The sequence below is a fragment of the Pontitalea aquivivens genome (assembly GCF_046507575.1).
GTDB lineage: Bacteria > Pseudomonadota > Alphaproteobacteria > Rhodobacterales > Rhodobacteraceae > Pontitalea > Pontitalea aquivivens.
This window is the reverse complement of the sequence record NZ_JBKFEY010000011.1, coordinates 1-20331: the sequence shown is the minus strand read 5'-3', so window position 1 is coordinate 20331 and position 20331 is coordinate 1. Positions and strand designations below refer to the sequence as shown.

The following is a 20331-nucleotide window of genomic DNA, read 5'->3' as shown; positions in this document are numbered from 1 at the left end:
TGCGTCGCGGCCTTTTCAGTGCACGGGCCGGACCTATTCGATTGTCGGGAAATATTCAGGCGGGGACAGGGTCATCTGTGACAACCCATCCGACCCGGGCTGCAAAAGCCGGATTTCAGGGCCAAGCGCCTGATCAGGATGGGTAACCGCGACAAGGCCGATCGCCTGGCGCAGGGCCAGGCGGCCCTGCTCCATCGGGTCGTCAAAGGGCGCCGCCAGAACCTGCCCGCCGATAAGGCCACGTTTGATGGTATGGCTGCTGTAGGTGGCCACAAGGCCCGGCCGCGACACAGCATCCTGTACCGGCTGGGCAAAATGGCCCATCGCCGCCTCGATCGCCGGGGCCGATCCGATCAGGAAATCCGCGCCTGGCCAGCGGTCAAGCGCGTCTTCGACCAGCCGCAACTGTTCGCGCAGGCCGGTATCCGCGCCCAGCCCCCCCACGATCCGCACCGAGCTTTGCGCCAGTTCATCGCGCAGGCCACTTTCAAGCGGGCCGGTCCAGCCCGCCTCGGCCGGGCCCGAGATCAGAACCGCCTTCCGGGGCACCGTGCCCACGGGGTGACGTTCGGCCAGATAGCGGCCCACCGCGCGCCCCATGTCGGCCCAATCCACCCCGACCCGCCCGGCCAGATCGGGGGCGTCAAGGGCGTTGACCAGCCCGAACACCGGGCGCCGGGCCGCGGCCTGTGCGACCGCGGCCAGAAGCGCGGGGTGATCCGCGCTGACAGCCCCGATCAGCACCGCATCGGCCCCACGATCAAGGCAGCCATCAAGCTGCGCGATCTGGGTCTGCAGCGCGCGATAGCCACCCGCCTCATAGAACATCAGGACAACGCCATGACGCCGGGCTTCCTCTTCCAGCCCGTAGCCGACGCTCAACCAGTATTCATCCTTGAAATGCGGCACCAGAACACACAGGCGCGTTTCGGCCCGGGCCGCGGCCCCGGCCCAAAGTGTGGCGATCCCCGCCACAAGGGCGATTGATCGCGCAACCGCGCGCCCGTAACACTGGCACATGCGCAAAGCCCGTTTCGATACCCAGCTTCTGTCGGTTTTCGCCATACTGGTTGCCCTGACCGTGATGGTGGGCGCAGTGGCGATCACGGTGAACTGGTATCTGATCCGCACCCATGACGAGATCATAGACCGAAACCTTCCGGCAAGGGAATTGGCCGCGCAGATCGGCACGCAATCCGGATTGATGGTGCCCCTGATCGACGGGCTGGCGCGCGCCGAAACCGATACGGAAACCGCCCGGATCGCCACGACGCTGGCCGCGCTGATCGCGGAAATCGAGGCCGGGCTTGTCCGCCTGGCCGGGGCACAGGGCGCACCCGTGGCGGACGAGGCACCGGCGGATATTCTGGCGCGGGTGGTTGCGACCGCCGCCGACGCCACCGCGCTGCACCGCGAACTGATCGCCGGGCAACAGCGGATCGACGGGGCCGGCGCGCGGCTGGAAGACATCATCTCGGCCCAGGTCGATCTGGCGCGACTGCGGATGACGGCTGGGCTGTCGGCCCTGTATGAGGCGCCGCAGACCCGGCCCGACCCGCGCATCGATGCCCTGGCGGACAGGTATTTCTTCGCCTTCGACCGGCTGGCCGAACTGGTGCGCATGGTTGATGCCCTGCGGTTACAGGCCTTGCGGGCGGCAGACCCCGTCACCGCCGCAGAGATCGATCAGCGCCGCACCTTCATCGCGAATGCCCACGATCTGGCCTTGCGCCGGGCGCAATACCTGCCGGGCCTGTCGGCGCGACGCGAGGTCATCGATCTGCTGGGCCGGTTCGGCGAAACCGCACAGCCCGGCGGGGCGCTGGATCAGCGGCTTCGGCTTGAACAACTGCGCGCCGCCCTTGCCGCGGATGAAGACCGCCTGCGCGCCCATGTCGCGACGCTTGCAAAAGCGGCCGGGTCACTGCGCGATGCGGCCCAGTCCGAAAGCCTGGCCGATATTGCCCGGGCAGATCTTTTCATTGCACGTCTGACGGCGGCGCTGGTGGTTTTCATCTCGGCGGCGTTGGTGGTGGCAAGCCTGCTGTGGATCTATGCCCGCAAACGACTGGTGAAACGGCTTGGCACGGTGGCGGAACGGATCGTCGCCGTGGCCGAGGGCGATTTTGCAACGCGCGTCCCGATCAGCGGCCATGACGAAATCGGCCGGGTGGAAAAGGCGATCAACATCCTGCGCCGCCGCGCCGCCGAGGCCGCCCGCCTGCGCGACCATCTGGAAGAGGCGGTCCTGACCCGCACGACCGATGTGCTGCGCGAGATGCAGGCCTCGGATGCCGCGCGCATCGAGGCGGAAGAGGCGAACCGCAAACAGACCCAGTTCCTGGCCCGCATGAGCCATGAAATACGCACCCCCCTGAACGGGATGATCGGCATGCTGCAGCTGCTGCACCAGGAAGCCGCCCCGGGCAGCGGGCAGCGGCGGATAGCGGTCGCGCTGGCCTCGGCCCGTGATCTGCTGGAAATCACCAATGACATCCTGACCTTTACCGCCGCCCAGGACCCCGCCGCGCGCCGCAATGCGGTGCATTTCAACCTGCGCACCCTGATCGGCCAGCTGGGCCAGCAACTGCAAAGCCTGGGCCAGGCCAAAGGGCTGGAAACCGTGATTGATCTGCCGCAAGACGCGCCGCCGGTGTTGCTGGGCGATGTTGTCAAGATCCGGCAGGTGCTGACCAACCTGATTTCGAACGCGGTGAAATACACGGCCCGGGGCAACGTTTCGCTTGTGGTGGATCACGCGCCCGGCCCCGGGCCGGACACCGTAATACTGGGCTTTACCGTAAGCGATACCGGCATGGGGCTGGATCGGGACACCCTGGCGCGGGCCTTCGATGTCTATAACCGGTCGGATGCGGCACGGCGGGCGGGCACCGAGGGGATGGGCCTGGGCCTTGCCATCTCGCGCCAGCTGACCGAGGCGATGGGCGGCGGGTTACATGTGGAAAGCGAGCCGGGGCTTGGGTCACGTTTCACGCTGACGGTGCCGCTTGGGATCGGCGATCCGGGCCAGATCATGGCGGCCGAACCGACCGGGGTGCCCGGCGACCAGTTCGACCTTTCCGTGCTGGTGATCGAGGACCATCCGGTCAACCGGATGGTGGCGCGCGGCTTGCTGGAAAAACTGGGCTGCACCGTAACCGAGGCTGAGGATGGCGGCACCGGCCTGCGGCTGGCCAAAGCGGCGCGGTTCGATCTGGCGCTGATCGACCTGGACCTGCCCGACATGCCGGGCACCAAGGTTGCGGCAGGGCTGGCGCGCCTGCCCGATCCGCCCGCGCTGGCGGCACTGACCGCGCATCTGATCGCGGATACCCCGGCCGAACGCGCGCGGCTGGGGATGCAGGCGATCCTGGCCAAGCCGGTATCGCCCCGCGCCTTGATGGCACTGCTGCACACGATCACGCCCGTCGGGGCAACCCCAGCCCCGCCACCCGTGCCCGAAGCCCCCCCCAATGCGCAGGATAATCCAACCCTTGCCGCCCTGCGCAGCGATCTGGAGACACTGGGCGAAGCCACGATGACCGAGATCGTTCAGACCTTCCTTGATGACCTGCCTGCGGCCCTGACCCGGCTGCAGGCCGAAACCGGCACCGGCCGCGCGCGCGCGGCGCACAAGCTGAAGGGGGCGGCCGCGAATTTCGGGATGGAACCGCTGTGCGCCATCCTGGCCGCGATCGAGGCCGCGCCCGACGATCTGCCCGCGGATATCGCCGATACCGTCCACACCGCCGGGGCGCGGTTGCGCGCTGCGGCCCGCGCGCTTGGGCTTCAGCTGTCCGAAGGGACCAGCCGATAACCTTCGCCGTGGATCGTCAGAATCCAGTCGGGATTGGCGGGATCCTGCTCGATCTTCTTGCGGAGCCGGCCGACGATCACATCGATCATCCGGTCATTGGGGCGCAAATCGCCGCGCCCGATCAGTTCGGCCATACGCATGCGCCCCAGCGTCAGCCCGGGATGATCGGCCAGCGCCACCAGAACCTGAAATTCCTGCGGGCTGAGCGGCTCGGTTCCGACGGGCGACACCAGCCGCCGCCGGATCCGGTCCAGCCGCCAGGGACCGACGGCATCTGTGGGGCCCGGGCCTTCGGGCGGGCCACCCAGATCGGCGATCCGCGCCAGCAGGTTCTTGACCCGGGCTGCCAGTTCACGCGGATCATAGGGCTTGGTCACATAATCGTCCGCGCCCATTTCCAGCCCCACGATCTTGTCAACCTGGTCACTGCGCGAGGTCAGCAGGATGATCCCGACCTTGGATCGCGCGCGCTGTTCACGGGTGATCGTCAGACCATCCTTGCCGTCCAGATTGATGTCCACCAGCAACAGTTCGGGTGGATCGGCCTCGATCAGATGTTCCATCGTCACAGCATCGGCCGCCTCGGACACGCGATAGCCCAGCGCGCGCAGATGCGCCGCCAGCCGCATCCGGCTGACCCTGTCATCTTCGACGATAAGAATGTGATGGCGCATGGGTGATGTTTACAAATCTTTACATTTTCACACAATGTAAATTGCGCGACATCAACGGGCGCCCCCGCCCAAATTGGTAAACCGCCTCGAACGCGCAGCTTACGGAGGCCACGATGTCGTTTACCAACCCAACCCGCCGCGCCTTTTTGCAGGGCGGCGTCGCCGCCTTTGGCGTCGGAAGCCTGCTGGGCAGCACCGCGCTGGCCGCGATCGACCCCAATTCGCATACAGGCCGCATCTTCCACGCCACCCACTACGGCCCGTTCGAGGCCGTCGTGCGCGATGGCAAGCTGGTCGGCCTGTCGCCGATGATGGAACTGGATCAGCGCCCGACCGAGATGCTTAGTTTCGGCGTGCTGGACCGCACCTATGACAAGACCCGGATCAACTATCCGATGGTCCGCAAATCCTATCTGGAAGGCTGGGAATCGGGCGACACCAGGCCCGAACTGCGCGGCAAGGAAGAATATGTCCGCGTCGATTGGGACACCGCGCTGAAGCTGACCGCGAAGGCGATCGTGGACACCGTGGCCGACCATGGCAACCCGGCGATCTTTTCGTCGTCCTACGGTGGTTGGAGCCACGCCGGCCTGATGCGCCCCAACGTGCTGCAGGGCCGCCTGTTCAACCTGATCGGCGGCTGCACCAACACCCAGGGCGACTGGTCCGCCGGCGCCAGCCAGATCAGCCTGCCCCATGTCATCGGCGATATGGAGGTCTATTCCGCCCAGACCGCCTGGGAAGTCATCCGTGACAACACCGAGGTCTTCGTTCTGGTCGGCTGCGACCCGATCAAGAACAACCGCGTGGAATATACGGTGGCCGACCACGGCATGTACCAGCCCTGGGAACAGATCCGCGACAACGGCTGCAAGTTCATCTCGATCAACCCACAGAAAACAGCCTCGGATGAATTCTTTGGTTCGGAATGGGTGCAGATCATCCCCAACACCGACGTCGCCCTGTTCAACGCGATGGCCTTCCATGTGCTGGAAAAGGGTCTGGAAGACCGCGCCTACATGGAAAAATACACCGTCGGGTCCGACAAGTGGATCGCCTATGTCAAGGGCGACACCGACGGCACGCCGAAAACGCCGGAATGGGCAGCGGGCATCACCGGCATCCCGGCCGACAGGATCCGCGCACTGGCCGAGCTGCTGGCCACCTCGAAAACCGAAATCGCGGGCGCCTGGTCGCTGCAGCGCGCGCATCACGGCGAACTGACCCACTGGGCCATCGTCAACTTTGCCGCGCTGACCGGCAAGATCGGCAAGCCGGGCGAAGGCGTGGGCTTCAGCTGGCATTACGGCAACGGCGGCATGCCGCAATCGGGCAAGGCGACACCGGCGGGCCTTAGCCAGGGCAAGAACCTGGTCAAGGGCATCTGCCCGGCCTCGCGCATCACCGAAATGCTGGAAAACCCCGGCATGGAATTCACCTATAACGGCAACAAGGGCGTCTATCCTGACGTCAAGATGATCTACAATTCCGGCAACAACTTCATGTCGCACCAGCAGGATACGAACCGGCTGATCCGCGCGTTGCAAAGGGTCGAAACCATCGTCAGCCAGGATGTCTGGTGGACGGCAGCCACGCGTTGGGCCGATATCGTGCTGCCCGCGACCTCGTCGCTGGAACGCGATGACATCTCGGTTGGCGGCACCTATTCGAACGACCGCATCTATGCGATGAAGAAGGTGATCGACCCGGTCGGCGAAAGCCGCGACGATTTCGAGATATTCGGCGCGCTGGCCGATCTGCTGGGCGTGGCCTCGGCCTATCACGAATGGGACCAGTTCCCCGAATACATGGACATCCTGAAATTCGCCTATGGCCGCACGGCCGCGGCGCAGGATACGCCCTTCGAGGAGTTCTGGGAAAAAGGCTACGCCTGGCAGAAAGCCCCGCAAGAGGCCCGGCAGTGGGTGCGCCACGGCGATTTCTACGCCGACCCGGAAGCCAAGCCGCTGCACACCCGTTCGGGCAAGATCGAGATGTTCTGCGACACCATCGCCGAAATGGGGCTGGAGGACATGCCCGGCATGCCGGTCTGGCTTGAGCCGCACGAATATCTGGGCAATGCCAGGGAAGGCCAGCTGCATGTGGTCAGCCCCCACCCGTGGTTCCGCCTGCACAGCCAGATGGGCAATTCGGAACGGCTGCGCGATCTGTACATGGTGCAGGGCCGCGAGCCGGTGCGGGTCAACCGTCAGGATGCCGAAGCGCGCGGGATTGCCGATGGCGATCTGGTCGAGTTGTACAATGATCGCGGCACCGTGATCGCAGGCGCGGTGGTGTCCGATGACATCATGCCCGGCGTCGTCTCGATCTATGAAGGGGGCTGGCCGCAACTGGACAGCAAGGGGCGCTGCAACTCGGGTCTGGTGAACTTCCTGACCTCGACGCAGCGGTCCTCGGGGCTTAGCCAGGCGACCACGGCCAACACCTGCCTTGTCAGCATGCGCAAATGCGAAGACCCCGAAGGCCCGAACATGGCCTATGACAAGCCGCCGATCCTGGAAGATGTGGCCGTCGCTGCCGTTGATGACGAAAAGCTGGGACTTGACCGGATCTATGACCTGGTGGCCTCGCTTTACGCCAGCATGGAGCCGGGCGAGAAGATCTTCTACGAACGCTGCACCGTCTGCCATGGCCCGCGCGATCCGGGCGGCTTCACGCAGATGCAGTGGAAAGGCATCCTGCCGTCCATGTTCCCGCGCGCGGGGCTGGATGATGCGGAAATGGCGCTGGTCACCGACTTCCTGATGAAGAACGCATCGGACGCGGTGAACTGATCCCTGCCCCCGAATGGCAGCCGGCCTTTTCCCCGGCTGCCATCCTTGCGCGCGGGCCCCGTCCCTTCGGGCCCGCGCGCCAGCACAGAAAGATGCAAGATGATCCAGAACCAAGGCAGTTTTGCAACCGGGCCCCATCGGCCCGCCTGTGGCCCGCTGATGGACCGTTTTTGCCGCAAGGTCGGCTATCTGCGTGTCTCGGTCACGGATCGCTGCGATTTCCGCTGCACCTATTGCATGTCGGAAAAGATGCAGTTCCTGCCCCGGCGCGATTTGCTTAGCCTGGAAGAGATGGACCGGCTCTGTTCCGCCTTCATCGACCTGGGCGTGACCAAGTTGCGCGTCACCGGCGGTGAACCGCTGGTGCGCCGCGATGTCATGCAATTCTTTCGTCGCCTGTCGCGGCACCTGGACAGCGGCGCGCTGCGCGAACTGACGCTGACCACCAATGGCAGCCAGCTGGCGCGCCATGCCGCCGAACTGGCGGCCTGCGGCGTGCGGCGGGTGAATGTGTCGCTGGATACGCTGAACCCTGAAAAATTCGCCTCTTTGACCCGGCGCGGCCAGCTGGCCCCGGTGCTGGATGGCATCAAGGCCGCCCGCGATGCGGGGCTGCGCGTCAAGATCAACACCGTCGCCCTGAAGGGCTTTACCGAGAATGAGCTGTTCCCGTTGGTGGATTGGTGCGGCGCCGAAGGCCACGATCTGACCTTCATCGAGGTGATGCCCATGGGCCAATCCGCAGTCGAGGAACGGCTGGATCAGTTCTGGCCATTGTCGGACCTGCGCGCCCGGCTGGCCACGCGCTTTCACCTGACCGATCTGGCCGAAACCACCGGCGGCCCCGCGCGCTATGTCCGGCTGGAAGAAACCGGCCAGAAGATCGGCTTCATCACGCCGCTCAGCCACAGTTTTTGCGAAAGCTGCAACCGGGTGCGGCTTAGCTGCACGGGCGAACTGTTCACCTGCCTAGGCCAGGAAGGCGCCAGCGATCTGCGCGGCGTTCTGCGCGAAAGCGACGATCCGGCGGTGCTGAAGACAGCGATCCGCGCCGGCATCGGCCTGAAACCGGCGGGCCATGATTTCGACTATTCCCGCCAGACCGTCGCAGGCGCGATGCGCCGCACGATGAACCACACCGGAGGCTGAAGATGCAAAGCCTGGATGTCCTGTATTTCGCCTGGCTGCGCGAACGCATCGCGGAACCGCGCGAACGGATTGAAACAGCTGCGACAACCGCAGCCGAACTGATCACGGAACTGGCGCAGCGCAGCGATCGCCACGCCGCCGCCTTCGCCGACCCCTCGGCGGTCCGTGTGGCGCTTGATCAGGTTCTGGCCGACCCCACGGCGCCGCTGGACGGCGTGCGCGAGGTGGCCTTTTTTCCACCGATGACGGGGGGCTAGGATGACCCTGACCCATTTCAATGCCGAAGGGCACGCGCATATGGTCGATGTGGCGGACAAATCGCCCACCGACCGCCTTGCCATCGCCGAAGCATCCGTTGTCATGACCCCGGAAACGCTGGTGCTGGTGCTGGCGGGCACCGCCGCCAAGGGCGATGTGCTGGGCGTCGCGCGGCTGGCGGGGATCATGGCCGCCAAGCGCACCGCCGATCTGATCCCGTTGTGCCACCCCCTGCCGTTGACACAGGCTTCGGTGGATTTCGCACCCGACACCGCCTTGCCCGGCGTGCGTATCCGCGCGACGGTGCGCACCCACGGCAATACCGGCGTTGAGATGGAGGCCCTGACCGCCGCCACGGTTGCCGCCCTGACGATCTATGACATGCTCAAGGCCGCGGAAAAGGGAATGCGCATCGAAGGGGTTCATCTTGCCTTGAAAGAAGGCGGGAAATCGGGCCGCTATGCCGCAACAGGGTCGGGGACCGCGCGATGAAACTTGGCTATGTCACCCTTCAGGGCCGCGGGCGCACGGATGCGTTGATTGCCCAGGCCACCGAATTGCTTGCCGCCGAGGGCCTGCGCCTGTGCGGCACCGTTCAGACCAACACCACCCGGCCGGGGCGGGCAAAATGCGACATGGACCTGCGTATCCTGCCCGATGGTCCGGTGATCCGCATCAGCGAGGACCGGGGCGATCTTGCCCGCGGATGCCGGCTTGATTCAGGTGCGCTGGAACAGACCGTGCAACAGGTCGAACAGCGGCTGGACGGGGCCGATCTGCTGATCGTCAACAAGTTCGGGAAACGCGAAACGGAAGGCCGCGGCCTTTCCGCCCTGATCGCCGAGGCGCTGGATCGCGGGATTCCGGTCCTGGTCGGGGTGAATGCGCTGAACCTGCCCGCCTTCCAGGAATTTTCCGGCGGTCTCGCCCAGGCCTTACCGCCCGACCCGGCCGGGATTGTCCACTGGTTCAAGGCGCACTGATTTTCCGGGGCCAAACGGCCCCCACCCGATCCTGCGGTCAGGTGGCCGGCAGAAGGACCCACGCGCGTGGCCCGGCAATGGCGATCAACGCCGTCTCAGGCCAAGCCGGATCTGCTTTTCTATCTCGATGATCGCAAAGAAGGCGACCCCGATTGCAACGATCAGCACGCCATCGGTGAATGGAACGGGCCGTGTGCCCAAAATCGCCTGCAAGGGCGGCAGATAGGTCACCGCGAATTGCGCGGCCGTAACGGCGGTCACCACCGTCCAGACCACCTTCGTCCCGCGCGCCGCCGCCCATGTCAGTGAGGTGCCGTGAATGTTGCGGATGAAGAACAGATGGAAAATTTCCAGCACGACCAGGGTGTTCATCGCCATCGTCTGCGCCAGAGCAAGCGGATACCCCCTGTCGATGGCATAGCTGAAGATGGCGAACACCGCCGCAAGGAACAACAGCGCCACCAGAACCACATGCCAGACCAGACCGCCCGACAGAATCGGTGCGTCGCGCGGGCGCGGCGGGCGGCGCATGGTGCCGGTCTCGGTCGGCTCAAAGGCCAGGGCGATGCCAAGGGTGATGCCGGTAATCAGATTGACCCACAGGATCTGCACCGCCGACATCGGCAGCGCCATCCCCGCCATCAGTGCGACGATGATGACAAAGCTTTCGCCTGCATTGGTGGGCAGGGTCCAGCTGATCACCTTCTTGAGGTTGTCATAGACCGTCCGGCCTTCGCGCACCGCCGCCGCGATCGAGGCGAAATTGTCATCCGCCAGCACCAGATCGGCCGCCTCCTTGGCCGCTTCGGACCCTTTCAGCCCCATGGCGATGCCCGCATCGGCGCGTTTCAGCGCGGGCGCATCATTCACGCCATCGCCGGTCATCGCAACCGACAGGCCATTGGCCTGCATCGCGGTCACAAGACGCAGTTTGTCTTCGGGGCTTGTGCGGGCAAAAATGTCGACCGAGGTCACCTCAAGCGCAAGTTGCGCGTCATCCAGCTTGTCCAGATCTGCGCCGGTCAGAACGGCGCGGGTGTTTTTCAGCCCGATCTGCGCGGCGATGGCGGCGGCGGTGCCCGCGTGATCGCCGGTGATCATCTTTACCCGGATGCCCGCCGCACGACATTCGGCCACGGCGGCAATCGCCTCGGGGCGGGGTGGGTCGATCAGCCCGACAAGGCCCAGAAAGGTCAGGCTGCCGTCAAGCGTGTCTTCGGTGATTTCCACGCCCGCCTCGGCCCGTTCGGCCAGCGCAAGCACCCGCAGACCGCGTCGCGCCATCGCCTCGGCCCGGTCATGCCAGTGGTCAGGATCAAGATCGCGGCACATGCGCAGCACGCGTTCGGGCGCGCCCTTGACATGGGTCCAGCGGCCATCCGCCGTTTCGGTCAGCACGGCCATGAAACGGTGGCGACTGTCGAAGGGAATGGCATCCAGGCGCAGGCCATCGCGGGGGATCGCGATCTTGCCCGCAAAGGCCAGCAGCGCGCCTTCCATCGGATCGCCCTCGACGGTCCAGGTGCCACCGCGATCGACCAGCGCCGCATCGTTGCACCGCGCCGCGGCGCGCGCCAGACGCGTCAGATCGCCTGCCGGCGTGACCTTGCCCTGCGGGGCATAGCCCTCGCCGGCGATGGTGAAACGGCCCTGCGGCGTGTCAGCGGCCACGACGACCATTTCATTGCGGGTCAGGGTGCCGGTCTTGTCGGTGCAGATGACCGAGACCGAGCCGATCGCCTCGATCGCGGGCAGGCGGCGCACGATGGCATGGCGGCTGGCCATGGCCTGCACGCCGATGGCCAGGGTGATGGTCATCACCGCGGGCAATCCTTCGGGGATGGCCGAAACCGCGATGGCCACCACCGTCATGAACAGATCCGAGAAATCCTGATGGCCGACAAAATAGCCCCAGGCAAGCAGCAGCACCCCGGCCAGCAGGATCAGGAACGACAACCAGCGCGCGAAATGATCCATCTGTGCGATCAGCGGGGTGGTCAGCTGTTCAACCCCTGCCAGAAGCCCGCCGATGCGCCCGATCTCGGTGGCGCGGCCGGTGGCAACGACCAGCCCCCGCGCCGTTCCCTTGGTAACCAATGTCCCGGACCAAAGCATCGACCGGCGATCGCCAAGCGGGGCATCCGGGCTGACCGGCGTCACGCCCTTTTCCACCGGGACGGATTCGCCCGTCAGGATCGCCTCTTGTGCGGCCAGCCCGCGTGCGTCCAGAACGCGCAGATCGGCGGGCACCTTGTCGCCCGCCTCCAGCAAGACGATGTCGCCAGGCACGATCACCGCGCCCTCGACGCTCTGGCGCCGCCCGTCGCGCAGAACGGTCGCGCGTGGGGCCAGCATGTTGCGGATCGCCGCCATCGCGGTTTCGGCCTTGCCCTCCTGGATAAAGCCGATCACCGCATTGGCCAGAACCACCGCCAGAATGACCCCGGTGTCGATCCAGTGCTGCAAGGCGCCCGTGACCAGCGCCGCGCCCAGCAGCACATAGATCAGCACGTTGTTGAACTGCGCCACAAAGCGCAGCACAGGGCCGCGCGCATGGGCCTCGGGCAGGCGGTTCGGGCCATGCCGGGACAGACGCCGATCCGCCTCGGCCCCGGTCAGGCCATCGGGGCGGGCGTCCAGGCCGGCCAGGCATTCGGCGGCGGGGCGGGCATGGGCATCTATCATCTGGCTCTCCTTCGGGATCGGTCGGATGGGGTGGTCAGGCGGGCTCACGACCCTCGGCAGGGATTTCGGTGCGATCTTCCCCGGCCAAGCCAGGCCTTGCCGATGTCCATAGCGCGCAGATCACCCCGCTTGATGCAATGTCGCGGCGGCGCCCTTCAGGCGCACGGCTGCACTCGTCACGGCCTGATATTGTTTGTTCGCCATCGATTACCCACATGGATGGTATTTTGATGTCGTATCGTTATGAATTCTTCATCATGTTTGACCTCGGTCAACCCATCAGACGTCATGGCCGGATCAGATCACATTGACGGGGCCAGCAGGAGGAAAACCATGCAGCGCATCATGTTGGCAACGGATTTTTCCGAACGGTCGGACAGGGCGCTGCGCCGCGCCGTGCTGCTGGCGCGTGCGCATGGGGCGGTTCTGGACCTTGTGCATGTGGTCGATGACGATCGCCCCCGCCGGATTGTGGATCATGAGGCAGTGGATGCGCGCACGCTGATGCGCGAACTGACGCAGTCGCTGCGCTCAGCCGATGGCATTTCCTGCGAAATGGAAATCGTCCTGGCCGATCCCTTTTCCGGGATTGTGCAGGCGGCGGACAACCGCAGGCCTGATCTGCTGGTGATCGGGCCACACCGGCGCCATATCCTGAAGGATGCCTTTCTGGGCACGACGGCCGAGCGGGTGATCCGGTCGGTGGATTGCCCGGTGCTGATGGTCAATGGCCCGCCGGTCGCCCCCTGGCGGCACATCCTGCTGACCACCGATCTTTCGAATGACGCAAAACGCGCGCTGCATCGCTTTGCCGCACTGGCGCTGGGGCAGGATGCGCGCCGGTCCATACTGCATGTCTTTGACGCCCCCGCCCTGCGGCTGGCGATGTCGGGGGCGATGCCAAAGGATGACCGCGACAGCCATCTGGCGGATCAGCAGGGCGCGGCGCGGCGCAATCTGTCACGCTTCATGGCCGATCTTGCCTTCATGCAGGCGGAACCCGTGGTCCGCTACGGCGAAACGACAACCGTGCACGAAATCCACAGGGCAGCCGAGGCGTTGAACGCCGACCTGATCGTCATCGCAAACCGTGGCAAAAGCGGGCTGGCGCGAATGGTCCTGGGCAGTGTCACCGAAAAGGTCCTGGCCGCCTCGGCGGTTGATGTGCTGGCCCTGCCACCCACTGCGCCCAAGACAGACGCGCCCCGCAACCCACAGGGTTAGGTCTGGCACCCGATCAGCAGCGTGGCGATCCGGCATCGCCGTCTATGCATCGAAATGACCTGGAAGCGGCCTGTGGGACAAAACCTGACCCTCAACGATCACTGAACAGAAAATCCCAGTGACTTTCAAACCTGTCCACCAACCCCGAAAGGGGGGTGGTGCCGGTGAAGGGACTCGAACCCCCGACCCCATCATTACGAATGACGTGCTCTACCAGCTGAGCTACACCGGCCCGGTGGCGGGCGATTAGCATGCCCGCACGGGGATGTGTAGCCCTAATTTTCGCGTTCGACCCCACGGGCGGCCAGAACCGCATCGGGGGTTGCCGTTGGATCCCGGGCCAGTTCGGCATCAGGGATCTGGTCATCGGGCACAGCTGGGGCGGATGCCGTCGCTGGCGGGGTCGGATCGCCGACGATCAGGGGCAGCATCTCGGCGCCATGCGGCAGGGTGCTGCCGGCGGCATGCGGCGGCTCACGCCAGGACAGCGTGTCAAACCCACCGCAATTGTCGCAGACCGGGGCCCATTGGGCCTGAATGTTGTGGCACTTGTCACAGCACCATTGCGGGCCGCGATTCGCCGTCAGCGCGCGCGCAAGCCAGCCACGCACCACAGCGTCATCGGCGCCCTCGCCCCGTTCCACCGCCGCCATGATCGCCAGGGCGCGCTGTGTCGGATGTACCTCGACCAGATCGCCAAGGGCACGCCGGGCAGCCGGGAAATCTTCGGCGGCGATGTGCAGTTCAGCCCGCAGCAGGCGTGTTTCTTCATGATCGGGCCGCAGGGCAAGCAAGGGGGCAAAACGTTTCAGCCGATCTGCCGCGGCCTCTTGCGGCGCGATTTCGGCATAGGCCGAGGCCAGATCGGGGTGGGGCTGTGCCTCCCATGCCTTTTGCAAAACGCGCGCGGCGTGTTTGGCATTGCCCTTGTCGATATAGGCGCGGGCGGCCATCACCGCAGCGGGAATAAGATCCGGCGAGGATTTGTTGGCCGCGATCGCCGCTTCGCGCGCCTCGACGCTGGCACCCTGATCCAGCACGCCTTTGGCCTCTTGCAGGGCCAGAACGGCATCGCGGCGCCGGTGCACGTCACGCGGCAAAAGACCCTGCCGCAGCTTGGCCGACAGCACACCGCGCGCGCCGGACCAATCGCCCTTTTGCGCCTGCAGCTTCAGCAGGACATCCTGCACCTCTTCATGGCGCGGTTTCAGCGCGAATGCCTTTTGCGCCAGCTTCATCGCGGTGTCGGTATCACCCTCGGCCAGCTTCTGGCGCATAAGCCCGCGCACCCCCACAAACCGGGTGCGGTCATCACCCAGAAGGCGTTTGTAGACATCTATCGCCTTCTTGTGATCGCCCGCGGCCTCGGCGGCCTGCGCCGTCAGCAGGTTGGTCAGTTCCGGCCGTGCCAGGAACCGTTCCGCCCGCGCCGCCTTGGACAGCGCCAGCCGCCCTTCGCCCGAAGCGACGGCCAACATCCCTTCGGCCAGCGCCTCATAGCCCTTACGCTCGCGGTTGCGGTCGAAATAACGACTGATCGCGGTTTCATCCCCCGTGACGAAGCGCAGCAGCGCCACCAGAAACCCCACCAGCCGGATCACCAGCCAGACCGCGACAAAAGCCACCACGGCCGCGACGATCGACTGCAGCGGGCCCAGGGTGAATTCCATCCCCGCGACCGCCAGGCGGATGCCTTCGCCGGTTTCGGCCAGATGGGCCGCGCCCAGCGTGATCCCCGCAACCAGCGTCAGGAACAGGGCGATCTTGATGAAAGACCAGATCATCTCTGTCTCCTCAGTTCAGGGTCTGCGACAGGGCGCCCAGCGCGTCCTTGGCGGCCATGCTGCGTTGTGCCATTTCGATCCAGACGGCCATTTCGGCCTGACCTTCGGCGGGCAGGGCCGAAAGTTCACCCAGCGCAGCCGCAAGATCGCCGGCCGCCACGGCCGCCTCGGCACGCGACAGCACGGCATCGGGATCGTTCCCCTCTTTCGGCGCCAGGGACCGGGCGCCGGTCTGCGCCATCAGGAAGGCGCCGATGCGATCCAGCGCATTGCCATCGGCAAGCGCCCGGCGTGAGGCGGACAGGGCCGCGCGCGCCGCAACGGGAAAGGCTTCGCGCAGCGCGGGAAGGCTTGGCACGTCGGCCAGAACCTCGGGCGGGACGGTAACGCCCGCCGCCTGCAGATCGGCCAGCGCCGGACCCTGCGGCAAGCCGCTGTCCAGCGCCGCAACCAGCCGGGCAAGCCCCGCCTGCGCCATTGCGCGCCGGGCCGCCGCATCAGCCTCGGCGCGCAGGCGCTGCGCCTCGGCCTCGGCCTGGGTTATCCGGTCGGCGGCCGCCTGGGCCGCGGCGGCGATCTGATCCTGTGCCAGCGTTCCGGCGCCCGCAATCTCGGACAGGCGGGTACGCACCGCATCCAGGTCGCGGCGCAGATCATCCAGCGCAGCCGGATCCGCCTGGGCCACGGGGCGCGTTTCAAGCGCGGCCAGCCGCGTTTCAAGCCCGGCAAGCGCGCTTTCCATCGCTGACAAATCAGGGGCAGGCGGTTCCGCGGCCTTCAAGGCCGCCAGATCCGCGCCCAGCACGTCAAGGCGTGTGGCCTGATCCGCCAGCGCCGCCCGCAACGCAGCGGCATCGGCGCCCGCCTGCGGCTGGACCGGCAGCCATTCGGGCGGGATGCGCGGCAACAGGTAGATCGTGCCAGCAGCCCCGATCCCCGCAGCCACCACACCGCCAAGCACCAGCGGCAGGAAGCCACCGCGCCGCCGCGGCGCCGGGGCGGTTGGTACCTGTTGCGCAACGCCCGCCCCCGCATCGGCGGCGACGGCCCCTGTCTCTGGTACGGGCTCTGGCGCGTCGGCGGGTACCGGGGATGGCGCGGAAAGGGTTTCGGTCTTGGAAGGGGCCTCCTCCGCTTCCGGCGTCGGGGTTTTCTGCGTGGCCACGATGTTCCTCCTTCCAGGTGCGGGTCAGGACCCGCGCTTCAGTCTAATGAGCGCGGCCGATACGCTCAACCCGCATCGACCGAGGCAATCAGCCGCCCAAGCGCATCCAGCACCGCCCCGGCGGCGGGTTCCCGCGCAATTTCAACCCGGGCGTTCAGCCCCGAACAGGACCGTGCAGCTGCCGCGCTGATCGGGGCCAACAACAGGGGCGCGCGTGTATCCTGCGCCTGCTGCGCAAACAGCGCCGCACTGCGGGGCGAGAAAAGGGGCACCAGAACCGGCGACGGCCCGGCCAGCAGCGCCCGCGCATCCGCATCAAGTGCCAGATCACGTTGTTCATAAACAATGGCGTCCACGGCGTTCAGTCCGGCGCTGGAAAGCTCTGAAGCGATGTCGGCGGCAACGTGGCGCCCGCGCGCATGGATCAGCCGTCCCCCTTCATGGCCGGCAACGATCATCGGCACCAGCCGGGCCGCATCGCCCGGGCCCGCCCGTGTGCGAAACCCGGCGGCGCGGGCGGCCTGCGCGGTTCGGTCGCCCACACACCAGGCCAGCCGGCCCGCCACCGGTGACAGTGCGACAAAAGGCGCAACCGCGTTTTCCGAGGTGAAGATCACCGCATCCGCCGCCGGAACGGGCGGGGCCAGCGCCGCAATCGCGATCAGGGGTGAGATCGTGATCGGCCAATCCGCCCCGAACCGTGCCCGGAAGGCCGCCGCGAATCGCCTGGACGCAGGCTCTGGCCGGGTCAGAAGAAGGCTGGGGCGTGTATCAGGCATGGGCACCCCCGGGATTGTGCGATCCATGCCCCGGTGTTACCTGCGTTGGGCACCCTACGCAACCGGACCGGCATGACCAAAACCCTGACCTTTCTTGGCATCGAATCAAGTTGCGACGATACCGCCGCCGCGGTCGTTCGCGCGGGCCCGGCGGGAACGTCTATCCTTGCCTCGGTCGTCGCCGGGCAAACGGCGCTGCATGCCGCCTTTGGCGGCGTCGTCCCCGAAATCGCCGCGCGCGCCCATGCCGAAAAGCTGGATCTTTGCGTCGAAGAGGCGATGAACCGTGCAGGCGTCGGATTTGCCGATCTGGATGGCATCGCGGTGACCGCGGGGCCGGGGCTGATCGGCGGGGTGATGGCGGGCGTGATGTGCGCCAAGGGCATCGCCGCCGGGGCCGGATTGCCGCTGGTGGGGGTGAACCATCTGGCGGGCCATGCGCTGACGCCGCGCCTGACCGATGATCTGGCATTTCCCTATCTGATGCTGCTGGTGTCGGGCGGGCATTGCCAGTTCCTGATCGCCCACGGCCCCGAGGAATTCACCCGGCTTGGCGGCACCATCGACGATGCCCCCGGCGAAGCCTTTGACAAGACCGCCAAGCTGCTGGGCCTGTCACAACCCGGCGGCCCGGCTGTCGAGGCCGAGGCCGCCCTGGGCGATGCCGCGCGTTTTGCCTTTCCGCGCCCCCTGCTGGACCGGGCGGGATGCGACATGTCGTTTTCGGGGCTGAAAACCGCGCTGCTGCGGGCCCGCGATGCCGCGATTGCCGATCATGGCGGCCTTCCCCGCACCACCCGATCCGACCTTTGCGCAGGCTTTCAGGCCGCCGTGCGCGATGTGCTGGCCGAGAAATCGCGCCGCGCGCTGGCCGAGTATCTGGCGCTGGCCCCCGCCCATCCGGCCTTTGCCGTGGCCGGGGGGGTTGCGGCCAACCAGGCGATCCGGGCCGCGCTGGAAACGGTCGCGGCGCGGGCCGGGGCACGGTTCATCGCGCCGCCGCTGGCCCTGTGCACCGACAATGCAGCCATGATCGCCTGGGCGGGGATCGAGCGGTTCCGTCTGGGCCATAGCGACGGGATGGACCTGTCCGCCCGACCGCGCTGGCCACTGGACCAAAGCGCGCCGGCGCTGTTGGGGTCAGGCAAGAAGGGGGCAAAGGCATGACCATCGCAATCCTGGGATCGGGCGCCTTCGGCACGGCGCTGGCGGTGGCGCTGGCGCAGAACGGGCCGGTTACGCTTTGGGCGCGCGATGCGGCACAGGCCGCCGCCATTGCGCGACGCCGGGAAAACACCGCGCGTCTGCCCGGTGTGCATCTGCCCGAAAACGTCTCTGTCACAGCGGAAATCACGCAGGCCAGCACGGCCGAGGTGATCTTGCTGGCAATGCCGATGCAGCGGATGGCGGGCTTTCTGGGCAGCCATGCGCCCCTGTTGCAAGGCAAGACGATCGTGGCCTGTTCCAAGGGCATCGACCTGGTGACCGGCCAGGGTCCCACCGCGCTGATCCGCCACGCCTGTCCCGATGCGCGCGCAGCCATCCTGACCGGGCCAAGCTTTGCCGCCGATATCGCGCGCGGCCTGCCAACGGCGCTGACGCTGGCCTGCCGCGACGATGCTGCCGATCTGCAGGCGCAACTAGCCACACCGTCGCTGCGGCTGTATCGCAGCGCCGATACCATTGGGGCGGAACTGGGCGGGGCGCTGAAGAATGTCGTGGCGATTGCCGCGGGCGTCGTGATCGGCGCCGGTCTGGGCGATTCCGCGCGCGCCGCGCTGATGACCCGCGGCTTTGCCGAAATGAACCGCCTGGCCACCGCGCTGGGCGCGCGCGCCGAAACGCTGGCCGGTCTTTCCGGCTTGGGCGATCTGGTGCTGACCTGCACATCGATGCAGTCGCGCAACTTCCGCTATGGCCATGCGCTGGGCGCGGGCGAGGCGTTTGACACCGCAACCACCGTTGAAGGTGCCGCGACATCAAAGGCGGTGACCGCGCTTGCCGCCGATCTGGGCGTGGACATGCCCATCGCCGCCATGGTCGCGGCGTTGGTCGATCACCGTATCACCGTTGAAAAGGCCACGCAGGCCTTGCTGTCCCGTCCCCTGAAAGAGGAATGAACATGCTTTACGCCATCATTTGCCGCGATAAGCCGGGTCACCTGCAGACCCGCCTGGATACCCGCGCCGCGCATCTGGCCCATATCGAACAGACCGGCATTGTCCGCATGGCCGGCCCCTTCCTGGAAGAGGGCCAGATGTGCGGTTCACTGGTCATCGTTGAGGCCGATAGCCTGCAGGCTGCGCGGGACTGGGCCGCCAATGACCCCTATGCCGCAGCGGGGTTGTTTGAAACCGTGACCGTCACCGAATGGAAAAAGGTGATTGGCTGATGGCGAAGTGGCTGTTCAAATCTGAACCGGACGTCTGGTCCTGGGACATGCAGGTCGCCAAGGGCGACGTGGGCGAGGAATGGCATGGCGTGCGCAACTATCAGGCGCGCAACAACATGCGTGCGATGAAGATCGGCGATCAGGGGTTCTTTTACCATTCCAACATCGGAAAAGAGATCGTCGGCATCGTCGAGGTCTGCGCGGAAAGCCATCCCGACAGCACCACCGATGATCCGCGCTGGGATTGCGTCGATATTCGCGCGGTCCGTCCGCTGAAGCGCCCAGTAACCCTGGCCGAAGTGAAGGACGATCCCCGGTTGCAAGAGATGGCCCTGGTCAAATCGATGCGTCTGTCGGTGCAGCCGGTGACTGAAGAAGAATGGCGCATGATCTGCGAACTGGGCGGCATCGAACCCTGACCCATAATCAGGAGGGCCCCGGCACCCCCGCCAGGACCCTCCTTCACCCCATGTGCACCCCTACGCACCACACATGAACCTGTTCTGAGGACCTGGCCATCCTGGCCGGTAAACACAGGGATACCGCCACCGGCGGCCCGGTTCAAGAGATACGATCATAAAAATTCAATGAAATCTGATATTTATAATTAATCTTCCGGTAACTGT

17 protein-coding genes and 1 tRNA gene are annotated in these 20331 nt (G+C 66.0%); 11 read left to right on the top strand and 7 right to left on the bottom strand.

The window, feature by feature from the left end:
• Nucleotides 1-33: 33 nt before the first annotated feature.
• Complete coding sequence (gene torT, locus ACK8OU_RS12485) at nt 34-1020, bottom strand: TMAO reductase system periplasmic protein TorT (protein ID WP_410303746.1); 987 nt, start codon at nt 1018-1020, stop codon at nt 34-36.
• Between torT and ACK8OU_RS12480 the strand changes: the two genes are divergently transcribed.
• On the top strand, nt 1019-3817 hold the full coding sequence (locus ACK8OU_RS12480) for an ATP-binding protein (RefSeq protein WP_410303745.1): 2799 nt from the start codon (nt 1019-1021) through the stop codon (nt 3815-3817). The two genes, torT and ACK8OU_RS12480, sit on opposite strands and share 2 nt — an antisense overlap.
• On the opposite strand, the gene ACK8OU_RS12475 is transcribed toward ACK8OU_RS12480, so the two are convergent.
• Entirely contained in the window at nt 3790-4491 is a 702-nt protein-coding gene (locus tag ACK8OU_RS12475) for a response regulator (RefSeq protein WP_410303744.1), read from the bottom strand. The two genes, ACK8OU_RS12480 and ACK8OU_RS12475, sit on opposite strands and share 28 nt — an antisense overlap.
• Before the next feature lie 113 nt (nt 4492-4604).
• Between ACK8OU_RS12475 and ACK8OU_RS12470 the strand changes: the two genes are divergently transcribed.
• From ACK8OU_RS12470 to ACK8OU_RS12450, 5 genes are all read left to right on the top strand, one after another.
• Nucleotides 4605-7286 carry a molybdopterin-dependent oxidoreductase gene (locus tag ACK8OU_RS12470; protein ID WP_410303743.1) on the top strand — a complete coding sequence of 894 codons (2682 nt, stop codon included), beginning with the start codon at nt 4605-4607 and terminating at the stop codon, nt 7284-7286.
• Nucleotides 7287-7385: 99 nt separating this feature from the next.
• The gene (moaA, locus tag ACK8OU_RS12465) at nt 7386-8435 is read left to right on the top strand and encodes a GTP 3',8-cyclase MoaA (RefSeq protein ID WP_410303742.1); all 1050 of its coding nucleotides are present in this window, start codon (nt 7386-7388) and stop codon (nt 8433-8435) included.
• Between the two features lie 11 nt (nt 8436-8446).
• Nucleotides 8447-8692 (top strand): molybdopterin converting factor subunit 1, encoded by a 246-nt coding sequence (moaD, locus tag ACK8OU_RS12460; protein WP_410303816.1) that lies wholly within the window; start codon nt 8447-8449, stop codon nt 8690-8692.
• Nucleotide 8693: 1 nt separating this feature from the next.
• A complete protein-coding gene (gene moaC / locus ACK8OU_RS12455) occupies nt 8694-9185 on the top strand; it encodes a cyclic pyranopterin monophosphate synthase MoaC (RefSeq protein WP_410303741.1) in 492 nt (163 codons plus the stop codon).
• A complete protein-coding gene (locus tag ACK8OU_RS12450; RefSeq protein ID WP_410303740.1) occupies nt 9182-9676 on the top strand; it encodes a DUF2478 domain-containing protein in 495 nt (164 codons plus the stop codon). The genes moaC and ACK8OU_RS12450 overlap by 4 nt, the downstream gene beginning before the upstream one ends.
• 84 nt (nt 9677-9760) lie before the next feature.
• Here the strand turns inward: ACK8OU_RS12450 and ACK8OU_RS12445 are convergent, their stop codons facing one another.
• Entirely contained in the window at nt 9761-12361 is a 2601-nt protein-coding gene (locus ACK8OU_RS12445) for an HAD-IC family P-type ATPase (protein ID WP_410303739.1), read from the bottom strand.
• Nucleotides 12362-12694: 333 nt separating this feature from the next.
• Here ACK8OU_RS12445 and ACK8OU_RS12440 point away from each other — a divergent pair, with 333 nt between their 5' ends.
• Nucleotides 12695-13585, top strand: a complete 891-nt coding sequence (locus ACK8OU_RS12440; RefSeq protein WP_410303738.1) for a universal stress protein — start codon at nt 12695-12697, stop codon at nt 13583-13585.
• Between the two features lie 156 nt (nt 13586-13741).
• On the opposite strand, the gene ACK8OU_RS12435 is transcribed toward ACK8OU_RS12440, so the two are convergent.
• The 4 genes from ACK8OU_RS12435 to ACK8OU_RS12420 all read right to left on the bottom strand — a co-directional run bounded on the left by ACK8OU_RS12435 (nt 13742) and on the right by ACK8OU_RS12420 (nt 17313).
• Nucleotides 13742-13817 (bottom strand) — tRNA-Thr (locus ACK8OU_RS12435).
• 43 nt (nt 13818-13860) lie between these two features.
• Entirely contained in the window at nt 13861-15369 is a 1509-nt protein-coding gene (locus ACK8OU_RS12430; RefSeq protein ID WP_410303737.1) for a heme biosynthesis protein HemY, read from the bottom strand.
• A 10-nt stretch (nt 15370-15379) separates the two neighbouring features.
• Nucleotides 15380-16534 (bottom strand): COG4223 family protein, encoded by a 1155-nt coding sequence (locus ACK8OU_RS12425; protein WP_410303736.1) that lies wholly within the window; start codon nt 16532-16534, stop codon nt 15380-15382.
• A 65-nt stretch (nt 16535-16599) separates the two neighbouring features.
• The gene (locus ACK8OU_RS12420) at nt 16600-17313 is read right to left on the bottom strand and encodes a uroporphyrinogen-III synthase (protein WP_410303735.1); all 714 of its coding nucleotides are present in this window, start codon (nt 17311-17313) and stop codon (nt 16600-16602) included.
• A gap of 72 nt (nt 17314-17385) precedes the next feature.
• Here ACK8OU_RS12420 and tsaD point away from each other — a divergent pair, with 72 nt between their 5' ends.
• From tsaD to ACK8OU_RS12400, 4 genes are read left to right on the top strand one after another with little or no spacing between them, the layout of a single operon-like run.
• The gene (tsaD, locus tag ACK8OU_RS12415) at nt 17386-18480 is read left to right on the top strand and encodes a tRNA (adenosine(37)-N6)-threonylcarbamoyltransferase complex transferase subunit TsaD (protein WP_410303734.1); all 1095 of its coding nucleotides are present in this window, start codon (nt 17386-17388) and stop codon (nt 18478-18480) included.
• Complete coding sequence (locus ACK8OU_RS12410) at nt 18477-19433, top strand: NAD(P)H-dependent glycerol-3-phosphate dehydrogenase (RefSeq protein ID WP_410303733.1); 957 nt, start codon at nt 18477-18479, stop codon at nt 19431-19433. Before tsaD ends, ACK8OU_RS12410 begins: the two co-directional genes overlap by 4 nt.
• A 2-nt stretch (nt 19434-19435) precedes the next feature.
• A complete protein-coding gene (locus tag ACK8OU_RS12405) occupies nt 19436-19705 on the top strand; it encodes a YciI family protein (protein WP_410303732.1) in 270 nt (89 codons plus the stop codon).
• On the top strand, nt 19705-20124 hold the full coding sequence (locus tag ACK8OU_RS12400; RefSeq protein ID WP_410303815.1) for an EVE domain-containing protein: 420 nt from the start codon (nt 19705-19707) through the stop codon (nt 20122-20124). The genes ACK8OU_RS12405 and ACK8OU_RS12400 overlap by 1 nt, the downstream gene beginning before the upstream one ends.
• Nucleotides 20125-20331: the final 207 nt, after the last annotated feature.